General features: G+C 72.0%; 15 protein-coding genes. 6 read left to right on the forward strand and 9 right to left on the reverse strand.

Features of this window, described 5'->3' with window-relative positions; all coding sequences use genetic code 11:
- Positions 1-117: 117 nt before the first annotated feature.
- Complete coding sequence (locus OZ948_11945; GenBank protein ID MEB2345443.1) at positions 118-1,713, reverse strand: radical SAM protein; 1,596 nt, start codon at positions 1,711-1,713, stop codon at positions 118-120.
- Between the two features lie 111 nt (positions 1,714-1,824).
- On the opposite strand from OZ948_11945, the gene OZ948_11950 reads away from it, so the two are divergent.
- From OZ948_11950 to OZ948_11960, 3 genes are all read left to right on the forward strand, one after another.
- Entirely contained in the window at positions 1,825-2,304 is a 480-nt protein-coding gene (locus OZ948_11950; protein ID MEB2345444.1) for a nuclear transport factor 2 family protein, read from the forward strand.
- Between the two features lie 91 nt (positions 2,305-2,395).
- On the forward strand, positions 2,396-3,097 hold the full coding sequence (locus OZ948_11955; GenBank protein MEB2345445.1) for a PaaI family thioesterase: 702 nt from the start codon (positions 2,396-2,398) through the stop codon (positions 3,095-3,097).
- A gap of 341 nt (positions 3,098-3,438) precedes the next feature.
- Positions 3,439-3,879, forward strand: a complete 441-nt coding sequence (locus tag OZ948_11960; protein MEB2345446.1) for a hypothetical protein — start codon at positions 3,439-3,441, stop codon at positions 3,877-3,879.
- A 138-nt stretch (positions 3,880-4,017) separates the two neighbouring features.
- Here the strand turns inward: OZ948_11960 and OZ948_11965 are convergent, their stop codons facing one another.
- Genes OZ948_11965 through OZ948_11985 form a run of 5 tightly spaced genes read right to left on the reverse strand, consistent with a single transcriptional unit; the run spans position 4,018 to position 8,063 of the window.
- Positions 4,018-4,752, reverse strand: a complete 735-nt coding sequence (locus tag OZ948_11965; GenBank protein ID MEB2345447.1) for a YdcF family protein — start codon at positions 4,750-4,752, stop codon at positions 4,018-4,020.
- An 11-nt stretch (positions 4,753-4,763) separates the two neighbouring features.
- Positions 4,764-5,450, reverse strand: coding sequence for an EpsI family protein (locus tag OZ948_11970; GenBank protein ID MEB2345448.1), 687 nt, complete (start codon positions 5,448-5,450; stop codon positions 4,764-4,766).
- Complete coding sequence (locus OZ948_11975) at positions 5,447-6,286, reverse strand: hypothetical protein (protein MEB2345449.1); 840 nt, start codon at positions 6,284-6,286, stop codon at positions 5,447-5,449. Before OZ948_11975 ends, OZ948_11970 begins: the two co-directional genes overlap by 4 nt.
- Positions 6,287-6,340: 54 nt before the next feature.
- Positions 6,341-7,210 (reverse strand): CpsD/CapB family tyrosine-protein kinase, encoded by an 870-nt coding sequence (locus tag OZ948_11980; GenBank protein MEB2345450.1) that lies wholly within the window; start codon positions 7,208-7,210, stop codon positions 6,341-6,343.
- Entirely contained in the window at positions 7,203-8,063 is an 861-nt protein-coding gene (locus OZ948_11985; protein ID MEB2345451.1) for an AAA family ATPase, read from the reverse strand. The genes OZ948_11980 and OZ948_11985 overlap by 8 nt, the downstream gene beginning before the upstream one ends.
- Positions 8,064-8,427: 364 nt before the next feature.
- Here OZ948_11985 and OZ948_11990 point away from each other — a divergent pair, with 364 nt between their 5' ends.
- The 3 genes from OZ948_11990 to OZ948_12000 all read left to right on the forward strand — a co-directional run bounded on the left by OZ948_11990 (position 8,428) and on the right by OZ948_12000 (position 12,130).
- On the forward strand, positions 8,428-9,828 hold the full coding sequence (locus tag OZ948_11990; GenBank protein ID MEB2345452.1) for a sugar transferase: 1,401 nt from the start codon (positions 8,428-8,430) through the stop codon (positions 9,826-9,828).
- Between the two features lie 88 nt (positions 9,829-9,916).
- Complete coding sequence (locus OZ948_11995) at positions 9,917-10,660, forward strand: polysaccharide export protein (GenBank protein ID MEB2345453.1); 744 nt, start codon at positions 9,917-9,919, stop codon at positions 10,658-10,660.
- A 96-nt stretch (positions 10,661-10,756) separates the two neighbouring features.
- Positions 10,757-12,130, forward strand: coding sequence for a hypothetical protein (locus OZ948_12000; GenBank protein MEB2345454.1), 1,374 nt, complete (start codon positions 10,757-10,759; stop codon positions 12,128-12,130).
- A gap of 45 nt (positions 12,131-12,175) precedes the next feature.
- On the opposite strand, the gene OZ948_12005 is transcribed toward OZ948_12000, so the two are convergent.
- From OZ948_12005 to OZ948_12015, 3 genes are read right to left on the reverse strand one after another with little or no spacing between them, the layout of a single operon-like run.
- Positions 12,176-13,192, reverse strand: coding sequence for a glycosyltransferase (locus OZ948_12005; GenBank protein ID MEB2345455.1), 1,017 nt, complete (start codon positions 13,190-13,192; stop codon positions 12,176-12,178).
- On the reverse strand, positions 13,189-14,079 hold the full coding sequence (locus OZ948_12010) for a sulfotransferase (GenBank protein ID MEB2345456.1): 891 nt from the start codon (positions 14,077-14,079) through the stop codon (positions 13,189-13,191). The genes OZ948_12005 and OZ948_12010 overlap by 4 nt, the downstream gene beginning before the upstream one ends.
- On the reverse strand, positions 14,076-15,044 hold the full coding sequence (locus OZ948_12015; GenBank protein MEB2345457.1) for a glycosyltransferase family 2 protein: 969 nt from the start codon (positions 15,042-15,044) through the stop codon (positions 14,076-14,078). The genes OZ948_12010 and OZ948_12015 overlap by 4 nt, the downstream gene beginning before the upstream one ends.

Raw genomic sequence — 15,044 nt, forward strand, 5'->3', positions numbered from 1 at the left:
TCCTTGCACCCACCTCGACCGCCGCCGGGTCGCCGGTCGGCGACGGACGGGCTCACGCCCGAGACGAGGTGCGCCGCGTCCGGGCAGCCCCGCAGACGACGATTCCTGGCAACCCTCTCAGCGGGTGTGGGATTCCTCGAGCTGGAGCCCGGCCGCAAGCGGCCCGGCCGCGGCCACGGCGGCCTCGGCCCGCGCGCCGCGCTCGAGCTCCGCGATGGCGCGGTCGAGGTGGCGCCCGAGCGCCTCCATGTACTCGGAGAGCGCCTTGTGGACGACCGCGAAGGACACGGCGTCGCGGAAGGCGCTCGGCCGGCGCAGCAGGGTCTCGCCGAGCAGGCGCAGGGTGAACCAGGCCCGGCGCGGATCGGCCACGAGGAGCGTCCGGCGCAGGACCCGGCCGAGCAGGCGCAGATCGCTCCAGCGCAGGTCGAGCCGCTCGGTGATCTGGCGCCCGCGGCCGAGGAGGAACGCGAGCGTGCGCTCCCGGTAGTTGCGGAAGTCGTAGAGGTCCGCGATCAGGCGCCGGTAGCCCTCGTAGAGCTCGCGCCGCGTCATGCTGCGCGGCTCGATGTTCGAGAACACGAACTGGTCGCCGGTCGAGTCCGCGAGCAGGCGGCCCTCGCGCTCCACCCGCTCGTGGAGCGGCGTCTTCGGCATCGCCTGCAGCATGCCGGTCATCGAGACGGGGATGCGCGCCTCCTGGATGAAGCGCAGCTGCTCCTCGAAGATGCCGGTGTCGTCGGCGTCGAAGCCGACGATCATGCCCGCCTGGACCTGGATCCCGTAGTCGTGGATGCGGCGCACGTTCGCGACCAGGTCGCCGCCGCGCGTGTTCTGGGTCTTCTTCGACTGCTGGAGCGACGCCACCCGCGGGCTCTCGATGCCGACGAAGACGGTGGTGAAGTGGGCGTCGCGCAGCAGCCCGAGCAGCTCCTCGTCCTGGGAGACGTTCAGCGACACCTCGGTGTTGAAGTCGATCGGGAAGCCGCGCTCGCGCCCCCAGCGCGCCATCTCGCGCAGCAGCTCCTTGGCGAGGTTCTTGTTGCCGATGAAGTTGTCGTCGACGATGAAGACCTGGCGTACGCCCAGCCGGTGGCACTCCTCGACCTCGGCCAGCACCTGCTCGACGCGCTTGGCGCGCGGCCGGCGTCCATACACCACGATGATGTCGCAGAATTCGCACTGGAACGGGCAGCCGCGTGCGAACTGGATCGTCATCGCGTGGTAGCGGTCCACGTGCAGGAGGTCGAAGCGCGGGACCGGTGTCATCGACAGGTCCGGCTTCTCGTCCGGGCGGTACTCGGTCTTCCAGGTGCCGGCCCGGAAGTCGTGCAGGAACCGGGGCCAGGTCTCCTCGGCCTCGTCGACGAAGAGCACGTCGCAGCGCCCGCGCCATTCCTCGGGGCACAGCGAGGCGTGCGGGCCGCCCACCACCACGAAGCGGCCGCGGCGCCGGAACTCCTCGACGATCTCCGCCATCCGCCGCTTGTGGACGATGTAGCCGGTCACGCCGACGATGTCGGCCTCCACGTCGAAGTCGATCTCCTCGACGTTCTCGTCGCAGAGCGTGATCTCGTGCTCGCGGGGCGTGAGGCCCGCGATGGTCGGCATCGAGAGGTTCGGGAAGATGCAGCGCTTGCCGAGGATCGGGAGGATGCGGTCGTAGGTCCAGAAGCTCGGCGGGTTCTTAGGCGTGACCAGGTGGATCCGCAACGGCGATCTCCTCGGGGGTGCGCCGAGGGTACGCCAGGAGGGCCGCCCGGGGCGTGAAAGTTCGGCAAAAGACGGACCCGGTCCTAGGATGCCGGCCGGGGAGGAGCCGCCATGGACCTGCACGAGCTCGAGGCGATCAAGCGCCTCAAGTACCGCTACCTGCGCTGCCTCGACCAGAAGCTGTGGGACGAGCTGGCCGACTGCTTCACGCCCGACGCCCGCTCCTCCTACGGCGGCGGCCGCCATGCCTTCGAGGGCCGCGACGCGATCCTCGGCTTCCTGCGCGAGGCGATGGGCGCCCCGTCCTTCCTCTCGAGCCACCACGCCCACCATCCGGAGATCGAGCTGACCGGGCCGGACTCGGCGACCGGCGTCTGGGCGCTCGAGGACACCGTGATCGAGACGCGCGCCGGGGTGACGATCCGGGGCGCCGCGTTCTACCACGACGAGTACGTGAAGGTTGGCGGCGCCTGGAAGATCCGCTTCACGGGCTACAAGCGCACCTACGAGGAAGTCGAGTCGCGCCGCGACCGCCCCGGCCTGCGGCTCACGGCGAGCTGGTTCGAGACGGACGGCCGCAGCGAGGCGTGATCCGTCCCGCCGCCAGCCGTCCGGTTGCCGAGGCCGGGGACTCGGGTGGCCGGCGTGGCTATCGTGAGCGCGCGCGACCAGGAGGGACGCCGTGTCCGAGGAGCAGCCGCCGGTCACCCCGCACTGGGGTGACGCCACCAAGGCCTGGGGGCAGGATGCGTGGGAGCAGAAGCGGCGGCTCGCGCGTGCGATGCGCCTCGTGATCGAGCGGCTGGTTCCGAGCAACGCGCCCGAGGACGAGCTGCGCCGGGCGGCCGAGGGGCTCGAGCGCTACGCCGAGGTGCTGCGCGCCCATCCACGCCTCAAGCACTTCCACGGGTTCGCGGAGTCGGCCAACGCCGGTGACGTCGGCGCCTTCTTCGACCAGAGCCCGATGATCGGGCTCGCGAACCCGCTCGCGCCCCCGATCACGATCGGCCGGTCGGGGGAGCGCACAGCCGTCGCGACGGTCCGCTTCGGCTCCGCCTACGAGGGCCCTCCCGGCTGCGTGCACGGCGGCTTCGTCGCGGCGGCTTTCGACGAGGTGCTCGGCTACGTCCAGTCCCTGGGTGGGAACCCCGGCATGACGGCGCGGTTGACCGTCCATTACCGGGCCCCGACCCCGCTCCACACCGAGCTGCGCTTCGAGGCCGAGCTCACGCGGATCGAGGGCCGGAAGATCTTCACGCAGAGCCGCGTCATGGCCAACGGAAAGGTCACGGCGGAGGCGGAGGGACTCTTCGTCTCGGTGGATCGCGCCCGCTTCCTGGAGCTGCTCGAGCAGCGCCGGAGGCGCGAGGCGGGAGAGGCCTGAACGTCCCGCGTCCTCGTGGACCGGGCGGTGGTGCGGAGCGATCGGAGGCCCGGATCGACCCGCGGGCCCTCGCTCCCGGAAGCCCCACGAAGGCCCATCCAGACACGCGCAGATGTCATGCACGTCATCGCCCCATCATCCCGCTGCAACGTCGGAAGTGACCCGCGCGGAGCACGCTGCTAACTAGCGCGTGATCGCGGTCACACCGTGGTGACACGCCCCCTCCGATCAAGGGCGTGGACCGCATCACGGGCCTGGGTCGCGGCGGCCTGCCGGGGGGTGGGGCGCCAAGGGGGTGTGCGGGGGAGCTGCCCCCGGATCCGGGCCGATCGGAGGCTCGAATGCGTTGCAGCGCACTGCGCGGCGCCGTCCTGGCGCTGGCATTCCTCTCCCTGCCGATGCTGGGCTGCGAGATCAGGACGATCCAGATCCAGCTCCCGGGCTTCGCGGACGGCACGATCGAAGGGATCCGCCTCTACAAGCAGGTTCCGGATACCAACGGGGACGGCAAGCCCGACTGGAGCTTCGCCTGCCAGATCACCTTCGAGGATCTGCGCTACACGCAGCAGGGCGAGACGCTGTTCTACGTCCAGAACTGCATCGACGAGCGGCCGGGGCAGGGTCTCGTGCTGCCCGCCGAGGTGCAGCGCCTCCCCGGCGACCCGACCACGATCATCGTCGAGCTGTACTACATGCGCTACGAGGCCGCGGGGCTCTATACGGCGACGGCCTTCAACGACTACGGCGAGTCGGCGCCGTCGCCGAGCTCGGTACAGCTCTGACCCGCGTCCCGGGCCTTCCGGGCGGCCTGCTGGGACCCGCGCTTGCGCTGCTGCAACCAGGCGCTCCCGTCGCCGATCGGCATGCGGCCGTGCGTCGCGAGGTCGGCGGTGGCTTGCGGCCCCGCCTCGCAGGCGGGATCACGGAGGCGCCTGCGCGCGGTGCGCCGGCGCCCCGGGCGCCGGCACCGCCCAGCGCTCCTCGTGCGAGCCCGGCCGCCCCGGCCAGAAGCAGCACTTCGTCCAGGCCAGGCCCAGGATCTCTCCGAACAGGTCCTTGAAGGCCGGGCTGCTCGTCCACCAGCGCTGCTCGTCGTAGCTGGCGGGGCTCGTGGACAGCACGCCGATCCGGGTCTCGGGCCCGAAGGCCATCCGGTAGAGGAGCCGGGTCCGGCGCGCGTGCACGCTGCTCGACACCACGTCGAACGCCTCCATCGCGACGCCCCGATCCGCCGCCCAGTCGCGCACCCAGACGGCGCTCGCGAAGGTGCGGTCCTGGGCCGTTTTCGGCGCCGGTACGGCATCGAGCGGCAGGCCGGCGAGCCCGTGGCGGCGCAGGAAGTCGGCCGCGCGCTCGGCGAAGCTCGGGAAGGTGGCGAACGACTCGATCGGACCACCGGAGGTGATCGCGCGCCGATAGCCCCCGCGGCGGAAGATCACGGCCGCCTGCGCGAGCTCGTCTTCGCCGAGCCAGCCCTCGATCACGAGCACGGGCGCAGGGCGGCCGTCCGGCAGGACGGCGGGCTCGTCGAGCGCAAGGAAGCCGTTCGCCGCGCGCAGGAGCCAGGCCACCAGGCCGGCCGCGGCGGCGGTCAGGACCAGGACGCCCCACGGCGTCGGAAGCCAGACCTGGCGGCGGCGGAACAAGGCGGGCAAGGAGATGCGGGTCAGCGCCGCGTCGCGGCCACCCGTGCGGCCACCGGCTCCAGCCCCGTCTGTTCGCGCGGCCAGTGCGCGGCGAGCTGCGCGTCGAAGGCGCGTGCGAAGGACTGGAGCCGGCTGCGCGCCGGCAGGAGGTCGTCGTCGTGCAGCGCCGTCGAGACGCGCACCAGCGAGCCGTCCGCGCGGCCCTGGAGCAGGCGGCCGAGCAGCCGGTCGAGCGTCTGATCGAGGCCGCCGCGCAGCCCGGTGGCCCGGAACGAGCGGAACCAGTAGTGCACGAGCTCGCGCTTGCCATCGAGCGAGACGACCATCTCGTTCACGCCCAGTCCGCTGCCCTCGTCGATCTTCCGGTGATCGAGGATCTTCCAGCCGTGCGCCTCGTAACACTGCGTCGGCGTGTGCTCGGGGCGGCCGCCGCGCTCGGTCCCGTAGTAGCCGAAGTACACCCAGACGCGATCGCCCAGCGGATGGTCGTAGGCGCGCTGCACGTTGTAGTCGGCGCGCAGCATCGCCTCGACGTTCGATTCGAGCGGCACGTCGCGCGCGGCCCACGGCCCGAGCTGCCTCGGCAGCGACGCGAGCGGGCTCGCGTCGACGTGCAGCGCCGGCCGCAGGGCGAGCGCCCAGGCACCGGCCCCGACGGCCAGGAGGAGGGCAACGAGCAGGCTGCTGATCCGGTCGTCGTGCGTCATCGGCGGGCCTCGGCGACGGTGCAGAGCGGGAGTGCGCGCGCGGTGCGCGCTGCCCGGCGGGCCGTCACCAGGAGGGCGAGAGCGATCGCCGCCCACGCCCCGTGGTCCAGGAGGGCGCGCGCGCCCGCACCCGTGCGGGCGGCGGCAAGCGTTGCCATCGCGAAGCACAGGAGCACCGCCTGCGCGACGAGCCCCCAGGGCGCGAGCCGCAAGGCGGCCGCCGCACACTCGCGTGTCCCTCCAGCGTGGCGCGCGACGCTCCACCAGGCGAGCCCGCCGAGCGCGAGCGCCAGGGGGAGGCCACCGTCGGGCGCGTCGAGCAGCAACGAGGCGTCGTTCAGGAGCAGGTCGTCCTTGACGAAGCTCGCCGTGCCGCCGAGCGACCGCGTGACGCCCACCGCGGCCCAGGCGAGGGCGGACTCGAGGCCGGGCGAGAGCGCCGTGAGCAGCGCCTTGGGCGGCGGGACCGCCCAGCACGCGAGCAGGGCGATCGGGAGCACCGGCCGGCCGAGCGCCAGCGCCATCCCGACGATCGCGAGCGGCAGGCCGGGCCGGCCGAGCCGGGTCATGCCGCCGCCGACGGTGACCAGCGCGAGCGCGACGCCGGCCGCGACCAGCAGGAATCCGAGCGGCCGCCGCCCGGCACGGCGCGGGTCGCTCCAGGCCGCCGCCAGTCCGAGCGTGCCCACCAGCAGGAACGGGCGCGCCCAGGGCTCCACGGCGACGTGTCGCACGAAGTCGAGCAGGGTGGGCGAGAGCGCTGCGGCAAGCGCCAGCCACAGCAGCGGCTCGCGCGGGTGCGCGAGGCCCTCGCTGCGCGATGCCACCCCGTTCACGACGATCTCGAGCCGCTGACCCGGGAGGGGTGGCGGGGCCGGCGTGCCGCCGCGCTACTCCCCACCCGGGTCTCCGTAGTACCCGTAGGAGCTCGCGCGGACCGGCAGCACCCCTTCGTTCAGGATCGCACCGATCAGGCGGTCCTTCGGGATCAGCTTGCAGGTCGCCTCGAGGGAGCTGCGCGTCGACCTCCCGGCACGGCCCACGACGATCGCGGTCCCGATCGGCCCGAGGATCAGGGCGGCGTCGGGGACCAGCAGCATGGGCGGGGTGTCGACGAGGACGATCTCGTAGCGGCGCTCGAGCTCGCGGACGACCCCCGCGAGCGACGGCATCGAGAGCGTCCGGTAGGCGTCGGGCTGGGGACGGAACGCGGGATAGACGTCGAGCTGCGGCAGGTCGAGCGACACGCAGGCGGACGGGAGGTCGGCGCGCCCGGCGAGGACGTCCTCGATGCCGGTCCCGGCGCGCAGCTCGAAGCTCGACGCGACGCGCGGCTTGCGCAGGTCGAGGTCCACGAGTGCGACCGTTCGCTCGCTGCTGACCGAAGCAAGCGCGAGGGCGAGGTTGCAGGCGAGCGTGGTCTTGCCTTCTTCGCGGACGGCACTCAGCACCGCGACGCTGCGCGCGTTGCGGGCCTCGAGCTCGCGGCGCAGGCGCAGCGCGAGGTGGCGCAGCGACTCGGACGCAGGCCCCTGCGCGTCGACCACCACCTCGCGTGACTGCCAGCGCCCGCTCTTGTCGTGGGAGACCCGGCCGACCCGGCCGGGCGGGGCCTCCGCTGCCGGCTTCGGCGCCATCGTCCGGAACGCCTCCACGATCTCCGGGTCCGGCTGCCGTTCGCGCAGCGGGTCGGGCGGCGGCGGACCGGAGGTTCCCGGGACCCGGTTGGCGCGGCGCAACGCCTCGTGGATCTCACCCACGGCTTCCGCTTCCGAGGCCCGTGCTCGTGTTGGGCTGCCCCACCCGTAGGGCCGCGATCTGCTCGGCCTTGCGCTCGAGCAGGCTCGCCTCGACGGGCTTCATCTGGCGCGAGTAGGCAGCGAGCAGGGCGCGGTCCGCCAGCAGGCTGATCAGGCGCGGGCAGCCAAGCGACGCGGCGTAGAAGATGGGCTCGAGCCCGCCCTCGAAGAGATCCTCGTACTTGCCGCCCGCCACCTCGATCCGATGCCGGAGGTAGAGCCCGATCTCTTCGGGCCGGAGCGCCTCGACGTGGTGCTCGAGGGCGATCCGCTGGCGGAGCTGGCGCATGCCGGGCTCGGCGAGCCGATCCAGGAGCTCCGGCTGCCCGGTCAGCACGATCTGGAGCAGCTTCTCGGTGTCGGTCTCGAGGTTGGAGAGCAGGCGGATCTCCTCGAGCGCGGGTGTGTCGAGGTTCTGGGCCTCGTCGACCACGAGCACGGTGTTCAGGTGGCGCTTCAGGCGGCCCAGCAGGAAGCGGTTGAGCGAGATCAGGAGATCGGACTTCGAGGCTCCGCTCGGATCGAGGCCGTACTCCGTGGCGATCAGCTTGAGCAGGTCGAGCGGGCTCAGGCCGGCGGTGTTCAGGATCAGGGCCGTCTCGGTGTCGGCAGGAAGCCGGTCGAGCACGGCGCGCAGCAGGGTGGTTTTCCCCGCTCCCACCTCCCCGGTGAGGAGGACGAATCCCTTCCGCCTGGCGATGCCGTAGTAGAGGGAGGCCAGGCCCTCCTCGTGCGTCTCCGACAGCCAGAGGAAACGCGGGTCGGGCGTCAGCGAGAAGGGGGGCTCCCGGAGGCCGAAGAAGGGCTCGTACATGGCTTCCTGGATCGGTCGGCTCGATCGCGACCGAAAGTTAACCCACCGGCAACCGGCGGCGAATCGAATCCCCCGGGGCGGAACCGCCGGCCCCTCGTCCAACGACGTGAGTGGCTGCGGAAACCCGGAAGGTTACGAGGCGAGCCCGGTTCGGCGGCGATCGCCGGGCGACACCGGGAGGGTTCGCCGGCCTCGCGCACTCGGTGGCGCAGGCGGCACGCGGCCCGGGGTCCCATCCGCGGGTTCGGCAAGGGTTTCCCTTCCAAAGCCACGCCGCGGCGGATAAGATTTTGCCTCGGTTGCGGAAACCAAAGCGGGAGGAAGCGGCACTCAAGAGGGGGGTAGAGGAAGGAGCACTCGGTTCATGCTGCGTTCCCAAGCTGCGCGCCTGCACACTCTGATTCTCGTGATCGACATGGCGCTCAGCGCGTGCCTGCTCGCCGCCGTCCTGTCACGGCCGGAATTCGAGGCGGTGATCCGCACACCGGGGCTCGGCCTCCTGGGCGTGGTCCTCGCCGGGACGTTCTCGCTGCCGATCCTGTTCGATTGGGTGGGGCTCTACGGCTCCCAGCGCCGGACCCAGCTGTCGGAGCTCCTGGGCCGCATGGCGCTGGCCGCCGTGGTCTCGATCACGGCGATCGGCGCGATGATCGTCGTCACGGGCTCACCCCTGACGCTCGACTTCGCGCTCCTCGTAGGGGGGCTCCAGCTCGGCGTGGTGGGCGGGCTGCGCCTCGCGATCTTCGGCGCGCTGCGCTTCGTGCGCCGCCATGGCCGCAACTACCGCAACGTCCTGGTGATCGGCTCGGGCCGCCGCGCGGCGCAGCTCCAGCAGACGCTCGAGGCCAACCGCAGCTGGGGCCTGCGGATCCTGGGCTTCGTCGACGACTGCGACGGTCCGGCCGATCCGCGCCTGCGGGACGCCCAGCTCTTCAAGCTGGCCGACGTACCGTCCGTCGTGCGCGAGCACGTCGTCGACGAGGTGGTCGTCGCCTGCCCGCGCTCGATGCTGGAGCAGATCACGCCGCTGATGGGCTTGTGCGCCGAGATCGGCGTCCAGGTGACCCTGCTCGCCGACCTCTTCACGGACTTCCTGCCCAGCCCGAGCGCCACGAGCCTCGGCGAGGTGCCGGCGCTCTCCTTCGCCACGGTCCGCCACAACAGCACCCAGCTCGGCGTCAAGCGCCTGATCGACGTGGTGGTGTCGTTCACGGCACTGGTCGCCAGCGCACCCGTGCTCGCGGTCGCCGCCGTGCTGATCCGGCTCGATTCGCCCGGACCCGTGTTCTTCCGCCAGAGCCGCTGCGGCCTCTACGGGCGCGTCTTCACCATGCTCAAGCTCCGGACCATGTACGAGGATTCCGAGGCGCGGAAGGCCGAGCTCGCGCACCTGAACGAGCTCGACGGTCCCGTCTTCAAGATCGCCAACGATCCACGCGTGACGCGGGTGGGGCGCTTCCTGCGCCGCTACAGCGTGGACGAGCTGCCCCAGCTCTGGAACGTGCTGGTCGGCCACATGAGCCTCGTGGGGCCGCGCCCGCCGATTCCGGGCGAGGTCGACGAGTACCGCCTGAGCCAGCGCCGACGGCTCTCGATGCGCCCCGGTCTCACCTGTCTCTGGCAGGTGGGGGGGCGCAACCACATCGGATTCGAGGAGTGGGTCCGGCTCGACCTCGAGTACATCGACCACTGGTCGCTCTCGGAAGACCTGCGGATCCTCGCGCGGACCGTACCCGTGGTGTTGCGCGGGGAGGGCGCCAGCTAGCAGGAGCTACACGTTGCCCTCCGAGCGGCCGATGGAAGCCTGTTGCCGCGTGCGGTATAGGAGCGGCTTCCGTCTGGGGGAGGGAACCATGCGCTCGTGTCTCTCGTGGGTCTCGGCGGCGTCGAGCCGCCGTGGTGCAGGCGCCGCCGCCGTCGCGGTCGTCACGGCCAGCCTCGCGGTCGGCTGCGCTTCGCCGCTCATGCCGAGTGGAGAGGCGCCTCCGCCCTCGTCCGCCGCGGCGAGCAGCGAGCTCTACCAGGTCGGCGCCTCCGACCGGCTGGTCGTGCGCGTGCTACCCGATCCGGCGATCGAGCGCATCGTGATCGTGCGCCCCGACGGCTTGTTCTCGATGGACCTGATCGGGGACGTGCAGGCGGCCGGCCGGACGACCAACGAGATCGCCGCCGACGTCCAGACGCGCATGGAGGAGTACCGCCAGAGCCCCAGTGTCTCGGTGGCGCTCGAGAGCCCGCTCAGCAACGCCGTGGCCGTGATGGGCGAGGTGGAGACCCCCGTGCTGTTCCCGCTCGAGCGCGACACCCGCCTGTCCGAGGCGGTCGCCCGGGCCGGCGGCGCCACCGAGCTGGCTGCCGCCTCGCGGGTGCGGGTCGTGCGCAAGACCGCCGAAGGCGAGACCCTCTTCATCGCCAACCTCGACAACATCCAGGGTGGCCAGACGGCGACCGACATGCTCCTCCAGCGGGGCGACCTGGTCTTCGTGCCGCCGGCCATGACCGTCGAGGCCGGCTACGCGCTGCGCCGCTTCCTGTATCCGCTCGAGCAGGTGATGCGGACGATCGCAGGCCCGCTCCTGGGCTTCCTGATCCGCTAGCCCCCGGGGATCCCTCGGACGTGACGCCAGGGGCGGATCCGGGGGCACTCACGGTTCGAGCGCCGCCGGGCGCGGGCGAGCGGGAGGTCACGAGGCATGGACGACGACTCGGAGGACCTTCTCGGCGGCCCGCTCGCCGAGATCCTTCGCGATCCGCGTGGCGTGCTCCGGCGGCGCTGGAAGCCGATGCTGGCGGCGGCCGTGGCCATCCTGGCGGCGACCGGCGTGTTCGTCGCGCTCCAGCCGCCCGAGTACGCCGCCAGCGCCACGATCCTGATCGCCAGCCAGAAGCTCTCCGAGGAGTTCGTCCGCCCGACCATGGAGGAGGACGTCCTCGAGCGGGTGAACGCCCTCACGGCCGAGGCCCTCTCGCGCGACAAGCTCACCCCGATCGTCGAGAAGTACGACCTGTTCCCGGACCTGCGCGCCGAGTACGGCGAGGTGGGTGCCGTCGCGGAGCTGCGCAGCCGGCTCGCGGTCGGGCCCGAGGCCCCGACCGTGCAGTCGCGCGGCGCCCGGGCACTGGTGCTGCTCGTGGGCTTCACCCACAAGGACCCGAAGATCGCCGCGGACGTGACCAACGACGTCGCCCAGGTGTTCGTCGAGTCCGGCGTGCGGCTGCGTACCGAGCAGGCGCGCCTCACGACCAGCTTCATGCGTCGTGAGCTCGAGGCCGCCGAGGCCGCGCTGAAGGCGCAGACCAAGGAGATCAGCGAGTTCCAGGCCGCCCATCGCGGGGAGCTTCCGTCGGAGCTCGCCTCCAACCTGCACCGGCTCGAGCGCCTCCAGCAGCAGCGCAACTCGCTGGCCATGCAGATCACCGAGGCCGAGACGCAGCGGGCGATGGCGATCGCCGCCGCGAACGCGGCGCACCCGGATCCCGCCCTGCTGCAGCTCCAGGAGCTCGAGGCGGCGCTCGCCCGCGAGCTCGGGGTCAACAAGGAGACCCACCCCAACGTGATCTCGCTGCGCCGGCAGATCGCGGCGGCGCGCAGCCAGATCGGCCGCAGCGGCTTTGGGGGTGCCGGCGCCGCGGCCATCGGTGAGCGCGAGGTGGACCTCCTGCGCGAGCAGCTCGCCGAGACCGACCGCGAGCTCCAACAGCTCGACGCCGCGGTGGCGGCCATCCCCCAGCGGCAGGAGCAGCTCGCCGGGATGCTCGAGCGTCAGAGCGTGCTCCAGGAGAACTATCTCGAGTTCCTGCGCAAGGTGAAGGAGGCGGAGCTCGCGCAGAGCCTCGAGATGGCGCAGCAGGGCGAACGGGTGGCCGTGCTCGACGGGGCCTCCCCGCCCTCCAGTCCGGAGAACGCACCCTGGAAGTACGCGATCCTGGGCGTCGCCGCGTCGCTCGGCCTGTCGCTCGCGCTCGGCGTGCTGCTCGAGCTGCGCGATCCCGTCCTGGTCTCGCCCGCGGCCCTCGAGGCCGCGACCGGGGTCCCGGTGCTCGGCACCGTGCCGCACATGCGCTGAGGGGGTTGCCTGCCGGCGCCGGACTCGATCGACGCCGCGGCCTGCTCATCCGGTCCGGGCCTCCCCGGAGCTCTTGTACTCGATCAACTGGCGGCTGCGCCCGAGCAGGCACGCCACCGCGAAGCGGCGTGCCCCCTCCAGGTGCGCGGCCTTGGTGAGCACCAGCAGGAGCGCCAGCGCATCGACGTCGCGCGAGCTGCCGTAGGTCCGATACCAGCGTCGCACCCGCCACGCGAGCAGTCCGTAGCCGGCCAGCAGGAGCAGCAGGGTGAGCCCGCGGGTCCAGGGGGCCAGCGCGAGCGCGAGGGCCGGCAGTGCGAGGGCCCAGAAGCATGCCGAGAGGAGGGGGCGGATGCCGTATCGGCCGGAGGCGAAGCCGTGCTTGAGGGTCGTCTCGGCGTAGGCGTGTCCCGCGCGGATGGCGCGCCGCCACCAGGCACCGAAGCGCGTCATGGCCGCATCGTGCAGGGTCATCTCGTCCGCAAGGCGAAGGATCCGCCAGCCCCGCTGGCGGAGGCGGAGGCACAGCTCGGGCTCCTCTCCGGCGATCATCTCCTCGTCGAAGCCGCCCACCGCCTCGAAGGCGTCGCGCCGCACCAGGCAGTCGCCACCGCAGGCCTCGGCTTCGCCGACGGGCATGTCCCACTCGATGTCGCAGAGACGGTTCCAGAGCGACTGCTCCGGGAATCGCTCCCGGCGGCGCCCGCAGACGACCGCGACGTCCGGCTGGGAGGTCAGGGCGCGCAGGGCGGCCGGCAGCCACCCGGCGTCCACCAGGCAGTCCCCGTCCACGAACTGTACGAACCGCAGGCTCGGATGGGTGCTGCAGAGCTTGTGGAAGCCGGCGTTCCGGGCGCGCGCCGCGGAGAAGGGCCGGGCACGGTCCAGCTCCACGACGGACGCACCGACAGCGGCCGCGTGGGCGACGCTGCCGTCGCACGACCCCGAATCCACGTACACGATCGCGACCTGCCGGGTGGCGAGGGATGCCAGGCAGGCCTTCAGGCGGTCCCCCTCGTTGCGGCCGATCACGACGACGCCGAGCGCGCTGGCTTCCTTCATGCAGCGTGGCCCGGCGCGCATCTCGACCAGGAGAGGTCCGGGGCGCAGGTGACCCGGGAGAAGTTGTCGCAGCGGAGATCGATGCCGAGCCAGGCGCCGAGCTCTGCCAGGTCCTCGTCGAAGCACGCGGCCAGCGCGTTCCGTCGCTCCGGCGAGAGCGCCGGGGGCTCCTTCATGCGCCAGAGGTCGCGGATCCGCTCGCGAAGCGCCTTCGGAACGAGCGCCCGCCGCAGGACGCGCAGGAGCGGCTGCTCGACCACCGCATCGCGCAGCGGACTGCGCCGCATCCGCTGGCTCGAGACGTTCTGCCGCTCGACGTCGGCGTGCCACCGCGGCTCGCGCCCGTAGCCCAGGAACCGGCAGATGCGAACCAGCTCCTGGTGCGGTTCGGTGCGCAGGCGGTCGAAGAACACCGGCAGCACGCGATCGTCTCCGAAGCGCGTCAGGTAGGGCCGGAGCTGCATGGCGTAGCGTCCGTACGCGACGAGCTCGGGATGACGTTCGATCGCCTGCTCGATCGGCTTCTCGATGCGCCGCTCGCTCCAGTCGTGGATGTAGTGCGAGACGAGACGATCGATCGGGTGCCGCATCACGTAGATCAGCTTCACCTGCGGCAGGTGACGCGCGATGCGCTCCACGGCGTGGGGGTGGGTGGGCAGCTTGGTGTAGTGGGTGCTCGACTCTCCCCGGAGCAGCGCCTCGGCACCGCCGGCGAACAGGCCCCGATACCACTCGAACCCCCGCGCGTAGATCGGGTCGTCGCTGAAGAAGTTCGGCTCCTTGGGCGTGCTCATGAAGACGCCCGGCTGCCGTGCGAGCTGCTCGTGCAGCGTGCTGGTCGCGCTCTTCATGGCCCCGATGATCAGGAAGTCGGGAGCCGGGCTCACCGTGCCTCCTCGCGGGTCCGGGCCAGCGACGCGAAGGGGTCCAGGCTATGGCGCCAGATGTCGCGGCCGGCCCCCTCGCAGGTGTGCGCCTGCTTGGCCCCGAAGGTCTCGCGCAGGAGCGAGACCGTGCGGCCTGCCCACCACGCCAGGTTCGCGAACCAGAGGCCGTAGCGGCCGTAGAACTTCGCGAAATAGCGTGCTCGCGAGTGGTAGTAGTAGGGGGGGGGAGGGCGCCGGGCCGCGATGGCGGCCTTGAGCGGCGAGGTGCCCCCGCGCAGGTGCACGACGCGAGCAGCCGGCCAGTGGAGGACCTCGAAGCCGCTCCGCCAGGCCCGCCGGCAGTAGTCCACGTCGTCGAAGTACATGAAATACCCATCGTCCATCGGCCCGAGGGTCTCGAGCACCTCGCGGTGGAGCAGGACACAGGCGAAGCTCGTCCAGGCGGGTGAGAGCGGTGCGTCCGAGACCGGCAGGGGGACGTCCCAGCGCGAGAGCAGGCGCGTGACGACGCTCGTCCCGGCGGCCTCGATCAGCTCGCTTGCCGGCGAGCGGAAGCGGAAGCAGCTGATCTGCGCGGTGCCGTCCGGCCACTCGAGCCGCGGGCTCACGATGCCGGCGCGCGCGCGGCCGCCTGCCGCACGCAGGAGCTCTGCGATGGCTCCGGGCCGAACGTACGCATCCGAGTTGAGCAGCAGGTAGAACTCCGCAGACTCCGCGGCCAGCCCGACGTTGTTGCCGGCCGAGAAGCCGCCGTTGTCGGGGGAGCGGATGACTCGCGCCCACTCCCGCCAGCCCTTCGCGTGGATCGCTGCCTCGATGACCTCGGCGGATCCGTCCCCCGACGCATTGTCGACGACCAGCGCGCGGTCCCGGTCGCGGTCCAGCTCGCCCGCGAGGGAAGCGAGCGCTCCGAGGGTCAGCTCGGGCGTGCGGTAGTTGACGATGACCACGGCGAGGCGGCGCAT

This window comes from Deltaproteobacteria bacterium (genome assembly GCA_035063765.1).
Classification (GTDB): Bacteria; Myxococcota_A; UBA9160; order UBA9160; family PR03; genus CAADGG01.

Coding starts and splice junctions, on each gene's coding strand:
- OZ948_11950 (MEB2345444.1), top strand. CDS start 1,825: ATGGACCTGCACGAGCTCGAGGCGATCAAGCGCCTCAAGTACCGCTAC.
- OZ948_11960 (MEB2345446.1), top strand. CDS start 3,439: ATGCGTTGCAGCGCACTGCGCGGCGCCGTCCTGGCGCTGGCATTCCTC.
- OZ948_11970 (MEB2345448.1), bottom strand. CDS start 5,450: ATGACGCACGACGACCGGATCAGCAGCCTGCTCGTTGCCCTCCTCCTG.
- OZ948_11985 (MEB2345451.1), bottom strand. CDS start 8,063: ATGTACGAGCCCTTCTTCGGCCTCCGGGAGCCCCCCTTCTCGCTGACG.
- OZ948_11990 (MEB2345452.1), top strand. CDS start 8,428: ATGCTGCGTTCCCAAGCTGCGCGCCTGCACACTCTGATTCTCGTGATC.
- OZ948_11995 (MEB2345453.1), top strand. CDS start 9,917: ATGCGCTCGTGTCTCTCGTGGGTCTCGGCGGCGTCGAGCCGCCGTGGT.
- OZ948_12000 (MEB2345454.1), top strand. CDS start 10,757: ATGGACGACGACTCGGAGGACCTTCTCGGCGGCCCGCTCGCCGAGATC.
- OZ948_12005 (MEB2345455.1), bottom strand. CDS start 13,192: ATGAAGGAAGCCAGCGCGCTCGGCGTCGTCGTGATCGGCCGCAACGAG.
- OZ948_12015 (MEB2345457.1), bottom strand. CDS start 15,044: ATGCGCCGCCTCGCCGTGGTCATCGTCAACTACCGCACGCCCGAGCTG.